The 16,373-nt window shown below is 42.2% G+C and carries 14 protein-coding genes; 9 read left to right on the top strand and 5 right to left on the bottom strand.

All coding sequences use genetic code 11. From position 1 onward, the window contains the following. Nucleotides 1-63: 63 nt before the first annotated feature. Nucleotides 64-2,568 carry a DNA gyrase subunit A gene (gyrA, locus tag NSMS1_RS03850; protein ID WP_224091254.1) on the bottom strand — a complete coding sequence of 835 codons (2,505 nt, stop codon included), beginning with the start codon at nt 2,566-2,568 and terminating at the stop codon, nt 64-66. A 227-nt stretch (nt 2,569-2,795) separates the two neighbouring features. Here gyrA and NSMS1_RS03845 point away from each other — a divergent pair, with 227 nt between their 5' ends. After that, the gene (locus tag NSMS1_RS03845) at nt 2,796-3,197 is read left to right on the top strand and encodes a response regulator (protein ID WP_224095065.1); all 402 of its coding nucleotides are present in this window, start codon (nt 2,796-2,798) and stop codon (nt 3,195-3,197) included. A 270-nt stretch (nt 3,198-3,467) separates the two neighbouring features. Here the strand turns inward: NSMS1_RS03845 and NSMS1_RS03840 are convergent, their stop codons facing one another. Beyond that, nucleotides 3,468-4,346 carry a tetratricopeptide repeat protein gene (locus NSMS1_RS03840; protein ID WP_224091252.1) on the bottom strand — a complete coding sequence of 293 codons (879 nt, stop codon included), beginning with the start codon at nt 4,344-4,346 and terminating at the stop codon, nt 3,468-3,470. Between the two features lie 231 nt (nt 4,347-4,577). On the opposite strand from NSMS1_RS03840, the gene NSMS1_RS03835 reads away from it, so the two are divergent. From NSMS1_RS03835 to NSMS1_RS03810, 6 genes are all read left to right on the top strand, one after another. Next, entirely contained in the window at nt 4,578-5,207 is a 630-nt protein-coding gene (locus NSMS1_RS03835; protein WP_224091250.1) for a TetR/AcrR family transcriptional regulator, read from the top strand. Nucleotides 5,208-5,285: 78 nt separating this feature from the next. Next, nucleotides 5,286-5,783, top strand: coding sequence for a Spy/CpxP family protein refolding chaperone (locus NSMS1_RS03830; protein ID WP_224091248.1), 498 nt, complete (start codon nt 5,286-5,288; stop codon nt 5,781-5,783). Nucleotides 5,784-6,050: 267 nt separating this feature from the next. Next, entirely contained in the window at nt 6,051-6,413 is a 363-nt protein-coding gene (locus tag NSMS1_RS03825; RefSeq protein ID WP_224091246.1) for a hypothetical protein, read from the top strand. 217 nt (nt 6,414-6,630) lie between these two features. Next, nucleotides 6,631-8,178 (top strand): efflux RND transporter periplasmic adaptor subunit, encoded by a 1,548-nt coding sequence (locus tag NSMS1_RS03820; protein ID WP_224091236.1) that lies wholly within the window; start codon nt 6,631-6,633, stop codon nt 8,176-8,178. A 95-nt stretch (nt 8,179-8,273) separates the two neighbouring features. Next, on the top strand, nt 8,274-9,542 hold the full coding sequence (locus NSMS1_RS03815; protein WP_224091234.1) for an ABC transporter permease: 1,269 nt from the start codon (nt 8,274-8,276) through the stop codon (nt 9,540-9,542). Between the two features lie 28 nt (nt 9,543-9,570). Continuing rightward, nucleotides 9,571-10,245 (top strand): ABC transporter ATP-binding protein, encoded by a 675-nt coding sequence (locus NSMS1_RS03810; protein ID WP_317986575.1) that lies wholly within the window; start codon nt 9,571-9,573, stop codon nt 10,243-10,245. 62 nt (nt 10,246-10,307) lie between these two features. Here the strand turns inward: NSMS1_RS03810 and NSMS1_RS03805 are convergent, their stop codons facing one another. Continuing rightward, nucleotides 10,308-11,522 carry a DUF4336 domain-containing protein gene (locus NSMS1_RS03805; RefSeq protein ID WP_411908660.1) on the bottom strand — a complete coding sequence of 405 codons (1,215 nt, stop codon included), beginning with the start codon at nt 11,520-11,522 and terminating at the stop codon, nt 10,308-10,310. Between the two features lie 306 nt (nt 11,523-11,828). Between NSMS1_RS03805 and NSMS1_RS03800 the strand changes: the two genes are divergently transcribed. Both NSMS1_RS03800 and NSMS1_RS03795 read left to right on the top strand, forming a co-directional pair. Beyond that, nucleotides 11,829-13,070, top strand: a complete 1,242-nt coding sequence (locus NSMS1_RS03800) for a TPM domain-containing protein (RefSeq protein ID WP_224091230.1) — start codon at nt 11,829-11,831, stop codon at nt 13,068-13,070. A 9-nt stretch (nt 13,071-13,079) separates the two neighbouring features. Continuing rightward, nucleotides 13,080-13,850, top strand: coding sequence for a LemA family protein (locus NSMS1_RS03795; RefSeq protein WP_224091228.1), 771 nt, complete (start codon nt 13,080-13,082; stop codon nt 13,848-13,850). 89 nt (nt 13,851-13,939) lie between these two features. Here NSMS1_RS03795 and NSMS1_RS03790 read toward each other — a convergent pair whose 3' ends face one another. After that, nucleotides 13,940-14,920, bottom strand: a complete 981-nt coding sequence (locus NSMS1_RS03790) for an aldo/keto reductase (RefSeq protein ID WP_224091226.1) — start codon at nt 14,918-14,920, stop codon at nt 13,940-13,942. Nucleotides 14,921-14,999: 79 nt separating this feature from the next. Then, nucleotides 15,000-16,148 carry an extracellular solute-binding protein gene (locus NSMS1_RS03785; RefSeq protein ID WP_224091224.1) on the bottom strand — a complete coding sequence of 383 codons (1,149 nt, stop codon included), beginning with the start codon at nt 16,146-16,148 and terminating at the stop codon, nt 15,000-15,002. Nucleotides 16,149-16,373 lie beyond the last annotated feature (225 nt).

Here is a 16,373-nt window from a genome sequence, read left to right as displayed (position 1 = left end):
ACTGTTAACGGCTGATGCTTCATGTTTAACAGTCAACGAGTAAGAGGCTTCTTGCAGAATCAGCTAACGAACTTCAACTACAGCAATAACTTTTTCATCGCGGTTGAGTTGGAGGATGCTTTCACCTTTACCATCCTTCGACAAGATAGGTACTGAGTCTGTAGGTATGCGTATGACTCGCTCTTTGTTGGTGATAATTACCGCTTCACTGCCAGCTTTTGCTCCTACCATACTCGCCAGAATATCGTTTTTCGGGTCAAATTTCATGGCTTGTGTGCCTAAGTCGCCACGATTTGCTGCCTTGAGTTGATTGACTGGTAAGCGTTTCGCATATCCTTGTTCGGTAACTAACAATAAATACTCTGCTTGTGTAGAACTGACACAGCCAACCATCTGCTGATTTCTCAACAGTCGGAATGCTTGTAAACCCATCGCCGTTCTCCCCATAACTGGGAGTTGTTCATCATTGGCTGAGAATTTCAACAATCGTCCACCAGAACTTGCTAAGATGATTTGCTCTCCTGGTTTGGTGAACTGAGTTAATAACAACTCATCATCATCTTTGAGTTTTAAAATCGTGATTCCGCGCCGAGTTAAGTTAGTTAATTCTTCCAAAGCTAGGCGCTTAATTCTACCTTGCTTAGTTAAAAGAACTAATTGTTGAGCAGCCAACTTTTCGGGGAGTAAGAAGCGGCTGACTACAGGTTCTTGATTACCTTGTGCTGTGGTAGTCAGCATGGTAATCAACGGTGTACCCCGTGGAGAACGTCCGGTAGTTGGGGGAATGTCTCCTACTTTCACCGGATAAAGTTTACCGCCGTTGGTAAGGACTAATAACTCTTGGTGGGTGTCGGTGAGGTTGGTTTGAATAATAAAATCACTCTCCAACAGACCATTTTCCACCTTAGATTTTTTTCCTGGCTGAATGCGGCGGAGGTATCCCCGGTGGGTAACTTCTAAAATTGCTTCTTCCGCAGGTTCTAAGGTTTGTGGTTCTCCTTCCTCATCGGTTGTCGCAGAACCGTTTTGTTTGTCGGCTTTTTTACCTTTGGGTAGTTCCTCTGGAGCGTTAGCATTTAACCTAGTGCGTCGAGGATCATTGTATTTCTTTTTGAGCGATCGCAAATCTTTCTTCAACGCCTTGAGTAATTCTTTGCGATCGCTTAATAACTTCTCAAGTAAAGCTATCTGTGCGCTTAGTTCCCCAAACTCTCGTTGTAAGTTCTCCTGTTCTAAGCTGGTGAGGCGACGCAATGGCATTGCTAAAATCGCATCTGCTTGGTCTTCACTCAAATCCAGGCGGCTACATAAGGTAACTTTCGCTGTACTTCCATCGGGGGAACGGCGCAAAACTTCGATGACTTCATCTAAGTTAGATAAAGCTTTAAGCAAGCCTTCAACCGTATGTAATCTGGTTTGCGCCTTCCCCAACTCGTAACTGTAGCGACGGTTGAGGGTTTGTTCTCGGAAGTTGAGAAACTCCTGCAACAATTGCCGTAAGCTTAACTGGCGGGGTTGTCCATCAACTATGGCCAGAAGAATTGCCCCAAAGTTAGTTTGTAAAGCTGTTTGGTGATACAAATGCTGAAGAACTTCCTGGGGATTGGTATCGCGTTTGAGTTCAATCACAACGCGCATACCTTCGCGATCGCTTTCATCTCGCAGATCAGAAATTCCTTGCAAACGACCTTGATTCACCAATTCCGCGACTTTCTCAATCCAACCAGCCTTATTCACCTGATAAGGCAATTCTGTGATAATAATTGCCGTCCGGCGTTTGCTTCCCTTACCTCCAGGGATTTCTTCAACGGTCGCCACACCCCGTAAGACGATACCACCTTTACCTGTGGTATAGGCTTCCCGAATCCCGGCATCACCAACTATTTCCCCTCCCGTGGGAAAATCTGGCCCCGGAATTAACTCTAATAATTTTTCGTCGGTTAAATCTGGTTGGTCGATTAAAGCAATCAAACCATCAACGATTTCGCCTAAATTGTGAGGGGGAATATTTGTCGCCATCCCCACAGCAATTCCCGCACAACCATTAAGCAGCAAAAACGGTAACTGTGCAGGTAATACTGTCGGTTCTTGTTGCGAGTTATCAAAGTTACCAATAAATTCTACGGTTTCCTCACCGATTTCTGTCAGCATTCCCTCATGGCTGATGGGAGCTAGGCGCGTTTCTGTGTAACGCATCGCCGCCGGAGGGTCATTATCGACGCTGCCAAAATTGCCATGTCCGGCGAGGAGGGGGTAACGGCAGGAAAAATCTTGCACTAGCCGCACTAAAGCATCATAAACAGATTGGTCGCCATGAGGGTGGTATTTACCCAGCACATCCCCCACCACACGAGCGCATTTCCGGTATGGTCTATCGGGGGTCAAACCGAGTTCGTGCATGGCGTACAAAATCCGCCGATGCACTGGCTTTAAGCCATCTCGAACGTCAGGTAAGGCTCGGCCTACAATCACACTCATGGCATATTCAAGGTAAGACCTCTGCATTTCTGTATGCAGGGCTGTTGTGATTACCTGTCCCGTTGCGAGAAGGTTTAACTGTTTTGCCATGAGTTATTTCCCTGAGATTGAACTACATAAATTTCGCTAGCACTAAACACGGCAGCAAACACAGCATAACGGATGAAATGGGATTCATCACACAATCTTGATTATCACAGGATAAAAAGCCGTAGTATTATCCTTGATGACATAAAAGTATATTGATACTAAAAAGAATCTAGGCAACTGTGTTTATTCGGGTTGTCATCCCTATCACCTCTGTAAATAAAATTCTCATGAAAACCGTTTTGATTGTCGAAGACGATCTGATTAATGCTCGTGTATTCTCCAAAATTTTGACCAAGCGCGGCGGCTTGGGCGTAAAACATACTGAAAATGTAGAAGAAGTTATCAAAATTGCTCAATCAAAAGAAGCAGACTTAATTTTAATGGATGTTTCTCTTTCTAGGAGCGTCTACCAAGGTCAATCCGTGGACGGTATCAAGATCACACAAATGTTAAAATCTGATCCGCAGACTGCTAATTTACCTGTAATTTTAGTTACAGCACACGCAATGGAAGGCGATCGCGAGAATTTCCTTAAACTTAGTGGTGCTGATGGTTACATCTCTAAGCCTGTGGTAGACCACCAACAGTTTGTTGACCAAATCATGGCACTTCTCCCTACTGACAACTAACAAAATATATTTTTACGGCTCTTCGCTCAAAAAAAAGATTGGGCGAAGGTTCCCAATTATTTAGTATAAACGTACTATGAAATATTAGTAATAAGCAAGTAGTAAGGGAAAATAAGGGTGTAGGGATGCAGGAAGAAGAATTATTTGGCAAACCCAACAAATTTGACTAAGTGAATCTACTGGTATCGCCGAAGAGTAAAGGGGAAAGATTCTCCCCCTTGCTCCCTACCCCCTGCTCCCCTACCTCTTTTGTCCTATACCCCTACACCCTTAATTTTGCTCTCTATTAGTTGGTGAGTTTTGTCGCTGTTGTAAAGCCGCTTGAATACGCGGTAACTCTAGGAATTTTTGCGTATCAGCAACTAAGCGATTGCCCCAAAGATTTTCTTTGAGAAAATCTATATTGGCGTAACGCGGATCAATCCGTAGTGCGTTTTCCCCTAAAGTTAAACCTTGTTGGCGATCGCCTTTGGTGTACAGTGCGACTGCTAGAGCTAGTAATGGTTCTGCGGCTTGTTTCTCTATAGACACAGCAGTTTGCCATTGTTTAATCGCTTGATCCACATTACCTTGTTCGTAGCTGATTAAGCCGATGTTATTAATTGCTGGCCAGAATTTTTTATCTTGAGCTACGGCTTTATTGTATTGAGCGATCGCATCAGGTAGCCTTCCTACCATATAGTAAGCATTGCCCAAATCAAACAAACCGTCTGCTTCATTGGGTTTTAACTTCAAACCAGCTTGGTAATTTTCAATAGCCGCTTGATATTTTTTCTGTTGAAAATTAACAGAACCTATAGCAAACAGCACATCAGCATTCTTGGGATTGATGGTTTTGGCTCGATTTAAAGATGCGATCGCTGCATCATAGTTTTTAGTTTGCAGTTGCAAACCACCCAAAAGGAACCATACCTTATCATTTCCTGGCGCTAACTGACTAGCCAGTCTCGCTCTTGGCAAAGCTAACTCAAACTGTTGAAACTGTCCTAGTTGAGCCGCTTCTTGGGCTAAACTCAACCCTTGTCTTTCTAATTTTGCTGTATCTAGTTGCAGCGTATGAGGAACGAGTGCCTGTGCGTGAACTGCTTTGGGCATACTCCACAAACCACAGACAACCAGAAGAGAAATTAAACTAACGTGTTTAGGCACACTACCGCCTCTTGAACCACAATTCAAATAATCTTTCAGCTAGCTTAAACGATCTCCGGCTAAGGCGACAGGTAATTGTTACAGTCAGTTGCGCGGAAGGGGATGAGGAGGATGAGGGAGATGAAGGAGATAAGATAGTTGGAATTTCTCCCCCCACTTCCCCACTCCTCAATTACCTCTTGACATTATCACCACAAAGACTTACTTTAATAAGTAAGCATTTACTTATTTATGGCTCGCAGACCCAAAATTACTAATGAGCAAATTTTAGACGCAGCCCGTGAAGTCTTTTGGGAAAAAGGCTTTAGTGGTTCAACTCTAGAAATTGCCCAACGATCTGGAATTTCAGAAGCATCTATTTTCAAGCGCTTCACGACCAAAGAAGAACTATTCTTTGCGGCTATGGGAATCCCAGAAACACCCCCTTGGGCAAAGGAATTAGAAATTTTGTGCGGCAAAGGAAACCTTAAAGAAAATTTAACTCAACTTTGCTTTCAAATATGGGAGTTTTTTAGTGAGATCATGCCTCGAATAATGATGATCCGCTCTTTTGGAAATCCTTTGCCACAATTCAACACTCAAGAGTCAAAACCTGCTAAAGAATTGAGATTGTTGGCAGTTTTCCTAGAAAGTGAGATGAAACTGGGGCGGCTTCGTCCTTGCGATTGTCGAACTGTGGCTCATGTCTTAATAGGTTCGCTGATGAATTATATTGCCATAGAGCAGATGTCAGGACATCCCCCTATGAATCAACCATTCATACCACCTAATACATCAGACAAATATCCACAAAAGGTAGCTGTATTTATTGAGAATCTAGTAGAAATCGTTTGGTCAGGAATTGCGCCTGTTGAAGTTTAATGTAACTATTTCCCCCAAATATTTTTTTCAAAAATTAATAAGTGAGTACTTACATTATAATTTTGAGGAATTAACTTTATGTGGCTACGTCGTAGTACTTTACTCGGAGTAATCCTAGTTTCTTGTGGTATTAATTTTGCTTTAGCTAAATCTCAACTGCAATCATCAGTTACACAAATGTCACAACAAAACTCTCATATAGAAGTTCGTCAATTTGAACTAAATCAGTTACTTAATCTGACACCAGAACAACAAGAAAGGCTACAAAACAATCTCAATCAGTACCAAGGGGAGATAGAAAAAAATCAACAAGCACTGCATCAAGTATCTTGGGAATTAGTTGCACTTATGGAAGGAACAGCAACATTAGATGAGATTCGGGAAAAACATGCACAATTACAACAGTTATCTAATTCAATAGAAAATATGCGATTTGAAAGTATGCTGGTAATGAGAGAATTATTAACTCCAACACAACGCCAGCAAGTTTTTGAAAAGCTGCATAATTTCTCTAATAGGCCTAATAATGTAGTGCAAGATAACAATTCAACACTACAAGTAATTCGCTATCAATAATAATTAATGCTCAAGTTACTATTCCTTAACTTTGTAATTAATTGAACAATATCTCACTTTAGTTATGAAGATGAGCATGTTTTCATGATGGATGGATAAATAGAAATCCTTGTGACTATAGTCATATCTTACGTACTAAATATTAGTGACTTTGGTCACTTATGAAAGTCTAGTTACTGGGTAGATAATTGTTGACATAGGTTGACGGTTTACCAAAACTGTAACCTCAACAAAAAGCAAAATCAGCACAAACAAGGAATCTATTTTATGTTGAAAAAGAATAGTGCAACTATCTTTTTAGCTGCTGCCGTCATGTTTGCACCTATGCTTTTGGCTAATCCTGCTAACGCTCAAAATAGATATAACAATGGGCGTGGCTACCAAGGAAGACCTGTTTATACGGAAGTAGCTTATCAACGAGTAGTCAGGCTGCGTAATGGCGCTTACAGACTGCCTAATGGGCAAGTTATTCCGGCTAACAGAATAGTCCGGCTACGTAATCCAGGTTACTGGAGATTACCTAACGGTGATATCGTTCTTCCTAGCCAAGAAATTGTCCCTAGCAGAAGACTAGTTAGACAAAGGAATGGTCTGGTTCGGCTACCTAATGGTGTTCTTATTAGACTTTAAAACAGTTCGTAGTCAGGACTTTAGCGCAAATCTTAATTGCTAGGGCTAGCTAAGAGATATTTTTATAACCAGCATCATGATGAAACATAGAAGATACACAATCAATGATTTTGTTTCTTCTTGAAGTAACTAGACATAATAAATACAGGGCTACCAAACTACAGAACTGGTTATTTAATAGCTAGTTCTGTATTAGATTTTTTACAACGGAGTGCAAATGACAACTGAGACAAGACATCCAGTAGATTCACCAGCTTTACTTCCCCCAACGAAGAAGAAAGCCAAGATTAATTGGCTGTCTTGGCTGGTTGTCTTGGGGATTTTAGGTGGTATTGGTTATGCAATTTATTACCAAGTGACAGTCGTTCCTCGTCAAGAAGCGCGAAGTAAGGTACTAACACAGCCGTTACAAAGGCAGACTCTACCAATTACGGTTTCTGCCAATGGAACAGTCAAGCCTGAACGGTCAATTAACCTCAGCCCCAAAAACTCCGGTATACTCAGGCAACTGTTAGTTAAGGAAGGCGATGTTGTCAAGCAAGGGCAAATTTTAGCCTATATGGATGATTCCAACTTGCGAGGACAACTAATCTCAGCACAGGGACAACTTGCACAAGCCCAAGCCAACTTGCAAAAAGCACAAGCTGGAAATCGTCCCCAAGATATCGGCCAAGCTCAAGCTCAGTTAGATGAAGCATTAGCAAATTTACGTAAGATAGAAATAGGTAATCGTCCACAAGATATTGCCCAAGCGCAAGCGCGTTTAAAAAGCGCCCAAGCTAACTTAACTCAAGCAGAAGACGATTTACGCCGAAATCAACAACTGTATAATGCTGGTGCGATCGCACTCCAAACAGTTAATCAAAAACTTACAGCACGCGATAGCGCTCAAGCCCAGGTAAATGAAGCGCAGCAAGCACTGGCTTTACAACAAGCAGGTTCACGCCAAGAAGACATTGAGCAAGCAAGGGCGACAGTCAAGCAAAGACAGCAAGCTTTAGCACTACTAAAAGCAGGGAACCGCTCAGAAGATATTGAAGTAGCGCGGGCGCAAGTCACCTCTGCTCGTGGTTCACTGCAAAATGTCCAAGCCCAAATCAATGACACCGTATTACGTGCGCCTTTTGACGGCGTTGTAACCCAAAAATTCGCTGACCCTGGTGCTTTCGTGACTCCTACAACTTCAGGTAGCGCAGTTTCTTCAGCCACATCTTCATCAATTTTAGCTTTAGCTTCACGTAATGAAGTTGTAGCTAATTTATCTGAATCGAATATTGCCAAAATCAGTTTAGGTCAAAAAGTCACAATTAGAGCAGATGCTTACCCTGGTGTCACATTTGAGGGTAAAGTTAATCAGATTGCAGCACAAGCCACAGTAGAGCAGAACGTTACGAGTTTCCAAGTAAAAGTATCGCTGAGTGACCCTAAAAGATTACTGCGATCGGGGATGAATGTATCAGCAGATTTCCAAGCCGGTCAATTAGAAAACGCTTTAGTCGTACCCACAGCCGCAGTTGTCCGCCGGGAAAATGCCACAGGTGTATTTGTCGCCAATGCAAATGGCCAGCCAGTATTTACTCCAATTGAGACTGGAGTAACAGTCAATAGATTTACCGAAGTTAAATCAGGCTTGAAAGGCAACGAAAGAGTATTGCTCAGTTTCCCACCAGGAATGAGGCCACAGTCTACCCCAAGAGGCGGAATTTTCCCAGGTGCAGGCGGAGGCGGAGGTGGTGGCCGCCGTTCCGGTGGCGGTCGTTCTTAGTCAGTTGACAGTTGACAGTTATTCTCCTCATCTTCCTCATCTCCCACCCTACGGGAAGCAAGCTACATCTCCCCACTCTCTTCTCTCTCAACGTTATGCTTAAGGTTTTTAAGAAAAAAGATACTCGTACCGTTCCATTTTTAGAAATCTTATTGATGGCAGCTGAAACCCTGTGGAGTAATAAGTTACGCACGGGGTTGACTATGTTGGGTGTGATTATTGGCATTGCTTCGGTTATTGCTATAACCTCCGTGGGTCAGGGAATACAAAAGAGTGTGGAGCAACAGATTCAGGCTTTGGGATCAAATGTGATTCAAGTTTTGGCAGGTGCGGCCAGGAGTGGAAATGTCCGACAGGGATTAGGTTCTACTAGCACATTAACTTGGGAGGATGCAAAAGCGATCGCTGGGCAAGCGCCATCGGCGGGAATCGTTTCTGCATACCTGCAACGCAATGCTCAAGTTGTTTACGGTGGAGAAAACACTTCCACCACAATTTACGGTACAGATTTAAACTACCCAGATGCGAGAAATACTTACCCCCAAGAAGGGCGATTTTTTACTCAGGAAGAATTAGATTCATCTGCACAAGTAGCAGTGCTGGGGCCGACAGTTCAAAGAACACTTTTCGGACGGGGTGGTAAACCTATAGGTGAGAAAATTCGTATTCAAGGAGAAGCTTATGAGGTAATTGGCATTACGGAACCGAAGGGTTCTCAAGGTCCATTAGATAGAGACGACCAGATATTTATTCCTCTCACCACTATGTCGAAACGGCTGGTGGGAAACAATGCACTAACTGGCGTATCTGTAAGCGGTATTTTAATTAAATCTAATAATCCAGAACAGTTAGAAGCCGCACAATTTCAAGTTACTAATATTTTGCGTCTGCGGCATGAGATTTATCCGCCACAAGCTGATGATTTTCGCTTAACTAACCAAGCAGATATAGTTAGTACCTTTACAAATGTAGTGGGTTTATTTACGATTTTGGTAGTAGCGATCGCAGGTATTTCTCTAGTTGTGGGTGGTATTGGTATTGCCAATATTATGCTAGTTTCTGTGGTTGAACGAACGCGGGAAATTGGCATTCGTAAAGCTGTAGGTGCAACCAATTCAGCCATTTTAAATCAATTTTTAGCTGAGGCGATCGTTATTTCAATTGTCGGCGGTGGTATCGGGATGGGAACTGGCATTTTACTTGCCTTCGCCGCCTCCACTATTTTCAAATTTCCATTTGTCATATCTATTATTTCAGTCATTGTCGGCTTTGGACTTTCGCTAACAGTTGGCTTAGTTGCTGGAGTAATTCCTGCTAGAAATGCCGCTAAACTAGACCCAATCAACGCCTTACGCAGTGACTAATCAAAGTATTGAGTATTATTTTTAAATTATGACAACAATGATTTGGATGGAATCTATTACTAAAACCTACCAATTAGGAGAAGTTAGCGTTCCCATACTCAAAGGTATTCAACTAGGTATCGAAGAAGGTGAATATGTATCCATAATGGGTGCATCAGGTTCGGGTAAATCCACACTCATGAATATTATGGGATGTTTGGATCGTCCTAGTGATGGACACTATATCTTTGAAGGTAGAAATTTAACTACCTATGATGATGATGAATTAGCCTATATTCGTAATCAAAGAATAGGTTTTGTTTTCCAACAGTTTAATTTATTATCACGAGCCACAGCCTTAGAAAATGTCATGCTACCGATGGTGTACGCTAACGTACCCAAACGTAAACGCCGCCAAAGAGCATTAGAAGCTTTAAAAAGAGTAGGATTAGGAGAACGAGTTCTCAACCGTCCCAGTCAACTTTCTGGGGGACAACAACAACGAGTTGCGATCGCGCGTGCTTTAGTCAATCGTCCAGCTTTAGTTTTAGCAGATGAGCCTACAGGCGCTTTGGACACTGAAACTTCTTATGAGGTAATGAATTTATTAACAGAGTTAAATGAGCAAGGGATTACTATTGTTATCGTTACTCATGAACCAGATATTGCCGCTCAAACGAAGAGAGTTATTCGCGTTCAAGATGGTTTAATTGTATCATCATGATTACAAGATCAATTTTAATTAATGAATCAATACTATACTCTATATTTAAAGTATTGATTCAATTATACTTGCCCTTTCGCGGGTGGTACAATCCTACTTTTAGATAAACCACTATTAATTTCTTGCAACAGTTGAAAATCTTTTTCTGGTAAAGGATAAGTGCTAGTACTTAAGCTACCCGCAGCCATCTGCTTTTCTAAAAAGGAGAATGCTTGGCGGAATTGATGGGGTTCTGCTTTAATTGGGGCATCAAAATGGCAAGGAATAATCCATTGGAAATCCCAACTTGCTACCTTATCAGCCCAATTAATAGTTTCTCTGGGTGCGCGGTTAAGAATCAAAGTTTGAAGCACTGGCGCGACAAATAAGCGTCCATCACCATGCAAAGCTGTAAACGATCGCCGCCAATCTGGTTGCCATTTAAACGGAAATAAGCCAAAATAAGCTCTATAAGAGCGTTCTGGCGCTTTTAAGGCTTCCTTCCATACTTCGCCCCAACTAGGTACTTCTAAGGCGCTGGGACGGAAATATAAGGCAAATAATGTTATACGTTCCCATCCCTTGCGACGGTTGGCTTGATTATCTGCAACGATATCTGAGGCTTTATCTTTAGCGTGGAATAGTAAGGGATAGGGGTCTAACTGGACAATCGCTGGTGGATCTGCGGATACAGACACGATAGAATCGGTTACAAGCAGAGTATGCGATCGCTTATGGAAAAATGCTACCTCTGCAAACTTACCAGGGCCAAGGTCAATTGTATCTAAAATTGCGTAGTCAAACTCATCAGCAAAGGGAACTAGGCTACTATCCTCTGGGAGTATATGAGTGCGTTTACGAGGTAAACCCAACCAACTGAGGGGAAGATTAAGAGGAAAACTCCATTGATTTGGGGAGACAAATACCTGTGCTTGGGGAAAACATCTAGCGAAGGGGCCGACAAATACCTTGTGTTCCAGTCCAGAAATAGTTGGCAGAATGATATATTTCACATCACCGTGTTCTGCTACCAACTCATTAACCAAGCGAATACATTCAGGTGTAGGCGCAACAGGTGCATATACTAGTAGTCCTCCCTTCTCCAATTTGACTACAGTCATGCGAATAGGGACAACTACGTAAAAAACTCCCTGTATCTGGTCGAAAGTCCAAATAGTATTTTTAATTACCTCTTGTCTGAGTGTCCGTCGTTTACCGTATGGATACAGTGGCAAAGTAAACCAGTAAGACCATGACCAGTCTCTATAATTAATTTGTTCCAACGTATCATTCCGCACCACTGTACCACCCCTAAATGAGCCAAATTTAAACTATTCTTATTGCACTCCAAAACTTGGAATTTAGCAAATTGTGGTGGCAACAGACGAGTAATCTCAGGTGAGGATCTAGATACACCCTCAACAATAAATTCTTTACTAGCGTTAATTTTGCTTTGATTATTGTTTATTTTCCTAACAAAATTGGGAAATTGGGTTCAAAGAATTAGTATCAAAGTATATACCATAACGCTCTAAAGTAAAACCTAAAAACAAAAGCTGATTTTGCTTCTAGAGGCTAGACAGTTTTTGCTAAAGGTGAAGGATATGCAATTTAATTTATTAAAACCAAAACAGATTTTGGCAGTGGGTTTATTCTCCTCTGTCTTGTTTCTTTCTCCTCTTTCTAGCTTGGCTTTGACTGTCCAAGAAGTTCCCAATCCTCGACAGCGTGGTGTTTGGGTAACTGATATGGCAGGCATCCTCAATAATGAAACTGAAAGCCAAATTAATCAACTCATTTCTCAACTTGAGGCGAAAAACGGCACAGAAATGACAGTGGTAACAGTGCCAAAAACTTCTCCGGCTGATAGTCCCAAAGCATTTGCCACCCAACTGTTCAATTATTGGGGAGTTGGAAAGAAAGGTAAAGATAATGGCGTATTATTCTTAATTTCTGTTAGCGATCGCCGTGTCGAAATTGAAACAGGTTACGGTGTAGAAGCAATTTTACCCGATGCGAAAGTAGGCGATATTATTGATAGTCAAATTATCCCGCGATTCAAAAAAAAGGATTTTGCAGGTGGTACACTGGCGGGAACTAAAGCCTTAGTAGTTATTCTAGAATCTGAGCGATCACCTACGGTGGGCGTTTCGCCATCGCCTACGGTGAGCGAAACGCGATCGCCACTCACCTCCAACCCCCAAACCTCTCAACCGGAAAATAACTCCAACCCTTGGGTATTCGTAGCCGTTGTAGGCGCATCTATACTAGGAGTTGGCGGTGCGGCTACTTATTTAGGAAGGAAAAAGAAAATTCTCATTCCTCCTTCAGGACGTACAAGGAGAAAACAAGGCAATTACAGCTTTTGCTGTGCTGATTGTCAACAACCAATGGTAAAAGTAGATGCAGCTACAGTTGAGGAACACCTGAACAAAGTCGAAAAAATAGCACAAAATTTAGGTAGTGTCAGCTTTAACGGATGGAAATGTCCAAGCTGTAGCGAGAAACTCACAGACACAGGCTTTAATATAGTTGCCTTAGAATCCCGTTCATCTCGATTTAGGCGATGTCCTCATTGTGAGGAACTGACTGTTACCCGCACTGAAACAACCGTCGTTAGCCCCACACAATACAATGTTGGCAAAAGATTAATAACTGATAAATGTCATAGTTGTGCCTATCACAAAAAAATAGAGGAAGTAATTCCGCGCTTACCACCTCCCCCACCTCCTAGTTCTGGTAGCTGGGGTGGTGGTAGTTCTAGTGGTGGTGGTTTTAGTGGAGGCGGCGGCGGTGGTTTTGGTGGTGGAAGTAGCGGCGGCGGTGGTGCTGGTGGTAGTTGGTAGGTAAAAACAATGAATAATGCAGACAAGAGAATCCCCGAAGAGATTGCCCCGGAGGTGCTAGAGTTAGCCTCACGCTACTACGCGCAGCAAAGTCAAAGTTATTCCCCTGGTGAATTAATAGCAGCCGGAAAAGAAGTTAATATTCCGCCGGAGTTGATTCAGCAAGCCATCCAAGAAGTCCAAGCAAAACATCAGCAACAACTTGAGAAACAAAAGCAATTAGCCCACCTACGCCAAAGACTACTTATCTTTGGTGCAGGTATAGTTGCCGCTTTAACAGTCTGGACTGCTTGGACTTATAATTCTCTACAGAGTAGTAGTACCAGAGTAGAAGCTGCTTGGGCGCAAGTGGAAAACCAACTCCAGCGCCGTGCTGATTTGATACCCAACTTAGTCAATGTGACACAAGCTTACGCCAAACAGGAGAAAGATTTAATCTCTTTATTGGTGCAGTCACGACAGGCTTATGTGCAAGCAGCCACCCCAGAACAAAAAGCTAATGCGATCGCGCAAATTAATCAAGCGATCGCCCTTTTTCAAAACTATGCTGCTGCTAATAATCAATTAAGTTCCAGCCAGTTGTTTATCAATCTGCAATACGAACTAGCCGGGACTGAAAATCGCATTGCTGTAGAACGGATGCGTTACAACCAAGCAGTACAAGCATATAATCGAGAGATTCAAAATTTCCCTAACTCATTGGTAGCTAATACTTTCGGTTTTGACAAGCATAAATTCTTCCAAGCTAATAATACCCAAGTTCCTAAAATCCTGCCTTAATTAATTTACTATCAACAGCCAACCCTTCTCTGCGAGACGCTCCGCGAACGGCTACGCTCAGGGTAAACAGTCAACAGTCAACAAAAATCCTATTTAGTCTGAAAAATATTTTGCACCATTTTCTTATCTGAACTAGCAGCAGCTTTATCTAACTCAGCGACTTCACCAAAGTCTAATTCCCAACCCAAAGCACCGATATTCTCCTGCGCCTGTTGTATGGATTTTGCGCCGGGAATGGGGATAGTTCCTTTAGCAATACACCAGTTCAGCGCTACTTGAGACATGGTTTTATTTCTCGATGCTGCCACATCTCTTAAACATTGTAGGAGCGATCGTACCCCAGGTAACAACTGTCTAAACAATAAACCCCGCACACCAGGGGGGAAAGGCCCCTTCTCTGAATATTTGCCAGTCAGTATCCCCAAAGCCAAAGGGCTATAGGCAATTAATTGTATACCCAGTTGATCACAAACATCTTTCAATCCCAATTCGGTGACAGGATATGTAGATAATAATGAATACTGTACTTGCAAAGTTTTAATCGGTACTCCTCGCTCTGCAAACTTTTGATGTACCCTTTGCAGTCTCTTAGTTCCGTAATTAGATAGCCCTACACCTTTGACTAAACCTTGTTCATATAAGTCAGCTAAACCATCTAATAAACCTTCTTCCTGCCAAGGCGCATAATTTGCCGTCGACCAGTGCATCTGTACTAAATCAACATTTCTACCCAGACGACCAGCAGAGGACTTGCAAGCATTTATCATAGACTGGCGTGTCCATCTCCAAGGATAAGCAGCCAGTTTAGTGGCAATGCAAATATTCTCTTGATTGACACCTTGGTACTCTTTAGAAAATTGTCCCAGCAGCGACTCACTACGACCGTTCAATCTTCCCGTTCCGTAAGAATCACCCGTATCAAACAAGGTAACACCATTGTTTACACAGAGGTTAAAGACGGCTTGTAATTGCCCGTCCATGCTTTCGTTATATCCCCAAAGCAGTTGGTTTCCCCATGCCCAAGTTCCACAACCCATCTTGGGGAGTGATAATTCTTGGTTAGTTTGCATTGTCACCCTCGTATGTCCTTCTCAGTTCATTATCGGGTAATTGTGGTTAACAGTTGACTGTTGACTGTTGACTGTTGGTTTACCCCTTCATTTTGGTGAAAAACGATTCGTATTGTTTGGTTGCTTCTGGTGGTAGGGGGAGTAAAAATTCACCTTTGGCGAATACTTCTTGGCTATTTAGTAATAAACTACTAAAGGATTCTTGGATATCAGACGCTGCAATATTAGTGGTAATTGGTGAATTGGCTTTAGTTAACAAAGCAATTTCCTTGGCTGTTTTTGGCTGTAAACAAAAATCAATCCATCGTGATGATAAGGCATCCTTCGCGGTTTCTTTAGGGCTGACCCACAAGTCTGCCCAGATGGCTGTGCCTGAACGGGGAACAATTACACTCAGTTGGGGATAACGTGCCAATACTGACGCTACATCACTTGACCAACCAACCGCCAGCCAAGTATCGCCCATGAGGAGTGTTTCTAGGTAAGTGTTGGAACTGTAGAGTTTTACCTGCTTATTTAATGTTTGCAGTTCTTTTTCTAAATCGGGAACAGTGGCTAGGTCTTGGGTGTTGTATGATTTTCCTAGTTTCTTTAAGACTAAACCAATTACTTCTCTTGGTTGGTCTAGTAGAGAAATACGCGATCGCAATTCACTACGCCACAAATCGCTCCAATCTTGCGGTGTCCATCCCAAATCTTTGAACTTATCGCGGTTATAGATAATTACTGTAGTACCCCAACGATAAGGCGCAGCCCAAATTTTCCCATTGGGATCGGGAATACCCTGTTCGTTACGTTTAACTAAGTTCTGCCATTTGGGATCTAAACTAGACCAATTTTTTAACTGTGCTACTTCTAATGGTTTAACCAGCTTCCTTTGAATTGCCGTTTCTAACCAATAATCCCCCAATGTTACCAAGTCAGCCACAGCAAAATTTTGAGAATTTCTAAATGGCACAAAGCGCAACCATTCTGGGTCATCTGTGGCTTTTGGGTTTTGCTGCCAACTTAATAATCGTTTATATAACGCTTCTATTCGTTCAACTGGCGCAAATTTTAAGTTGGCTTTTTCTTTGAGACTGCGGGTAAATTGATCAACTACCTGACTAGGAATAGAACCTTTCAATAATTGAACGTTGAGTTTTGTTTGATTATTGCCAGCACAGCCTACGAGTAGTTGTGATAGCGTCATACCACCCAGGCTTAACAAAAAAGACCGACGATTCATTACTTTAAGTTTATACATAATACAGCGTTTTTCAGTGGATACCGTCAAGTTTTATCGGGGCAGAGAATAGAGTGTACTCATACAAATGAAAAGTGCTGTATCTACATTAAAGGAAGATAGGCAAGAGTAAACCCCAGAAATAGTCCTGATTTTGATAAATTCAACGAATATAAAGCCAAATTGATTGTTTTTATAGGAAGAATTTTATTTACTTGAGTTAGTCAC

This window comes from Nostoc sp. MS1 (assembly GCF_019976755.1).
GTDB lineage: Bacteria > Cyanobacteriota > Cyanobacteriia > Cyanobacteriales > Nostocaceae > Trichormus.
Note: the sequence above shows the minus strand (reverse complement) of the source record. Positions and strands in the feature narration are given on the sequence as shown.

Coding starts and splice junctions, on each gene's coding strand:
- gyrA (WP_224091254.1), bottom strand. CDS start 2,568: ATGGCAAAACAGTTAAACCTTCTCGCAACGGGACAGGTAATCACAACA.
- NSMS1_RS03845 (WP_224095065.1), top strand. CDS start 2,796: ATGAAAACCGTTTTGATTGTCGAAGACGATCTGATTAATGCTCGTGTA.
- NSMS1_RS03835 (WP_224091250.1), top strand. CDS start 4,578: ATGGCTCGCAGACCCAAAATTACTAATGAGCAAATTTTAGACGCAGCC.
- NSMS1_RS03830 (WP_224091248.1), top strand. CDS start 5,286: ATGTGGCTACGTCGTAGTACTTTACTCGGAGTAATCCTAGTTTCTTGT.
- NSMS1_RS03825 (WP_224091246.1), top strand. CDS start 6,051: ATGTTGAAAAAGAATAGTGCAACTATCTTTTTAGCTGCTGCCGTCATG.
- NSMS1_RS03820 (WP_224091236.1), top strand. CDS start 6,631: ATGACAACTGAGACAAGACATCCAGTAGATTCACCAGCTTTACTTCCC.
- NSMS1_RS03815 (WP_224091234.1), top strand. CDS start 8,274: ATGCTTAAGGTTTTTAAGAAAAAAGATACTCGTACCGTTCCATTTTTA.
- NSMS1_RS03810 (WP_317986575.1), top strand. CDS start 9,571: ATGACAACAATGATTTGGATGGAATCTATTACTAAAACCTACCAATTA.
- NSMS1_RS03800 (WP_224091230.1), top strand. CDS start 11,829: ATGCAATTTAATTTATTAAAACCAAAACAGATTTTGGCAGTGGGTTTA.
- NSMS1_RS03795 (WP_224091228.1), top strand. CDS start 13,080: ATGAATAATGCAGACAAGAGAATCCCCGAAGAGATTGCCCCGGAGGTG.
- NSMS1_RS03790 (WP_224091226.1), bottom strand. CDS start 14,920: ATGCAAACTAACCAAGAATTATCACTCCCCAAGATGGGTTGTGGAACT.
- NSMS1_RS03785 (WP_224091224.1), bottom strand. CDS start 16,148: ATGAATCGTCGGTCTTTTTTGTTAAGCCTGGGTGGTATGACGCTATCA.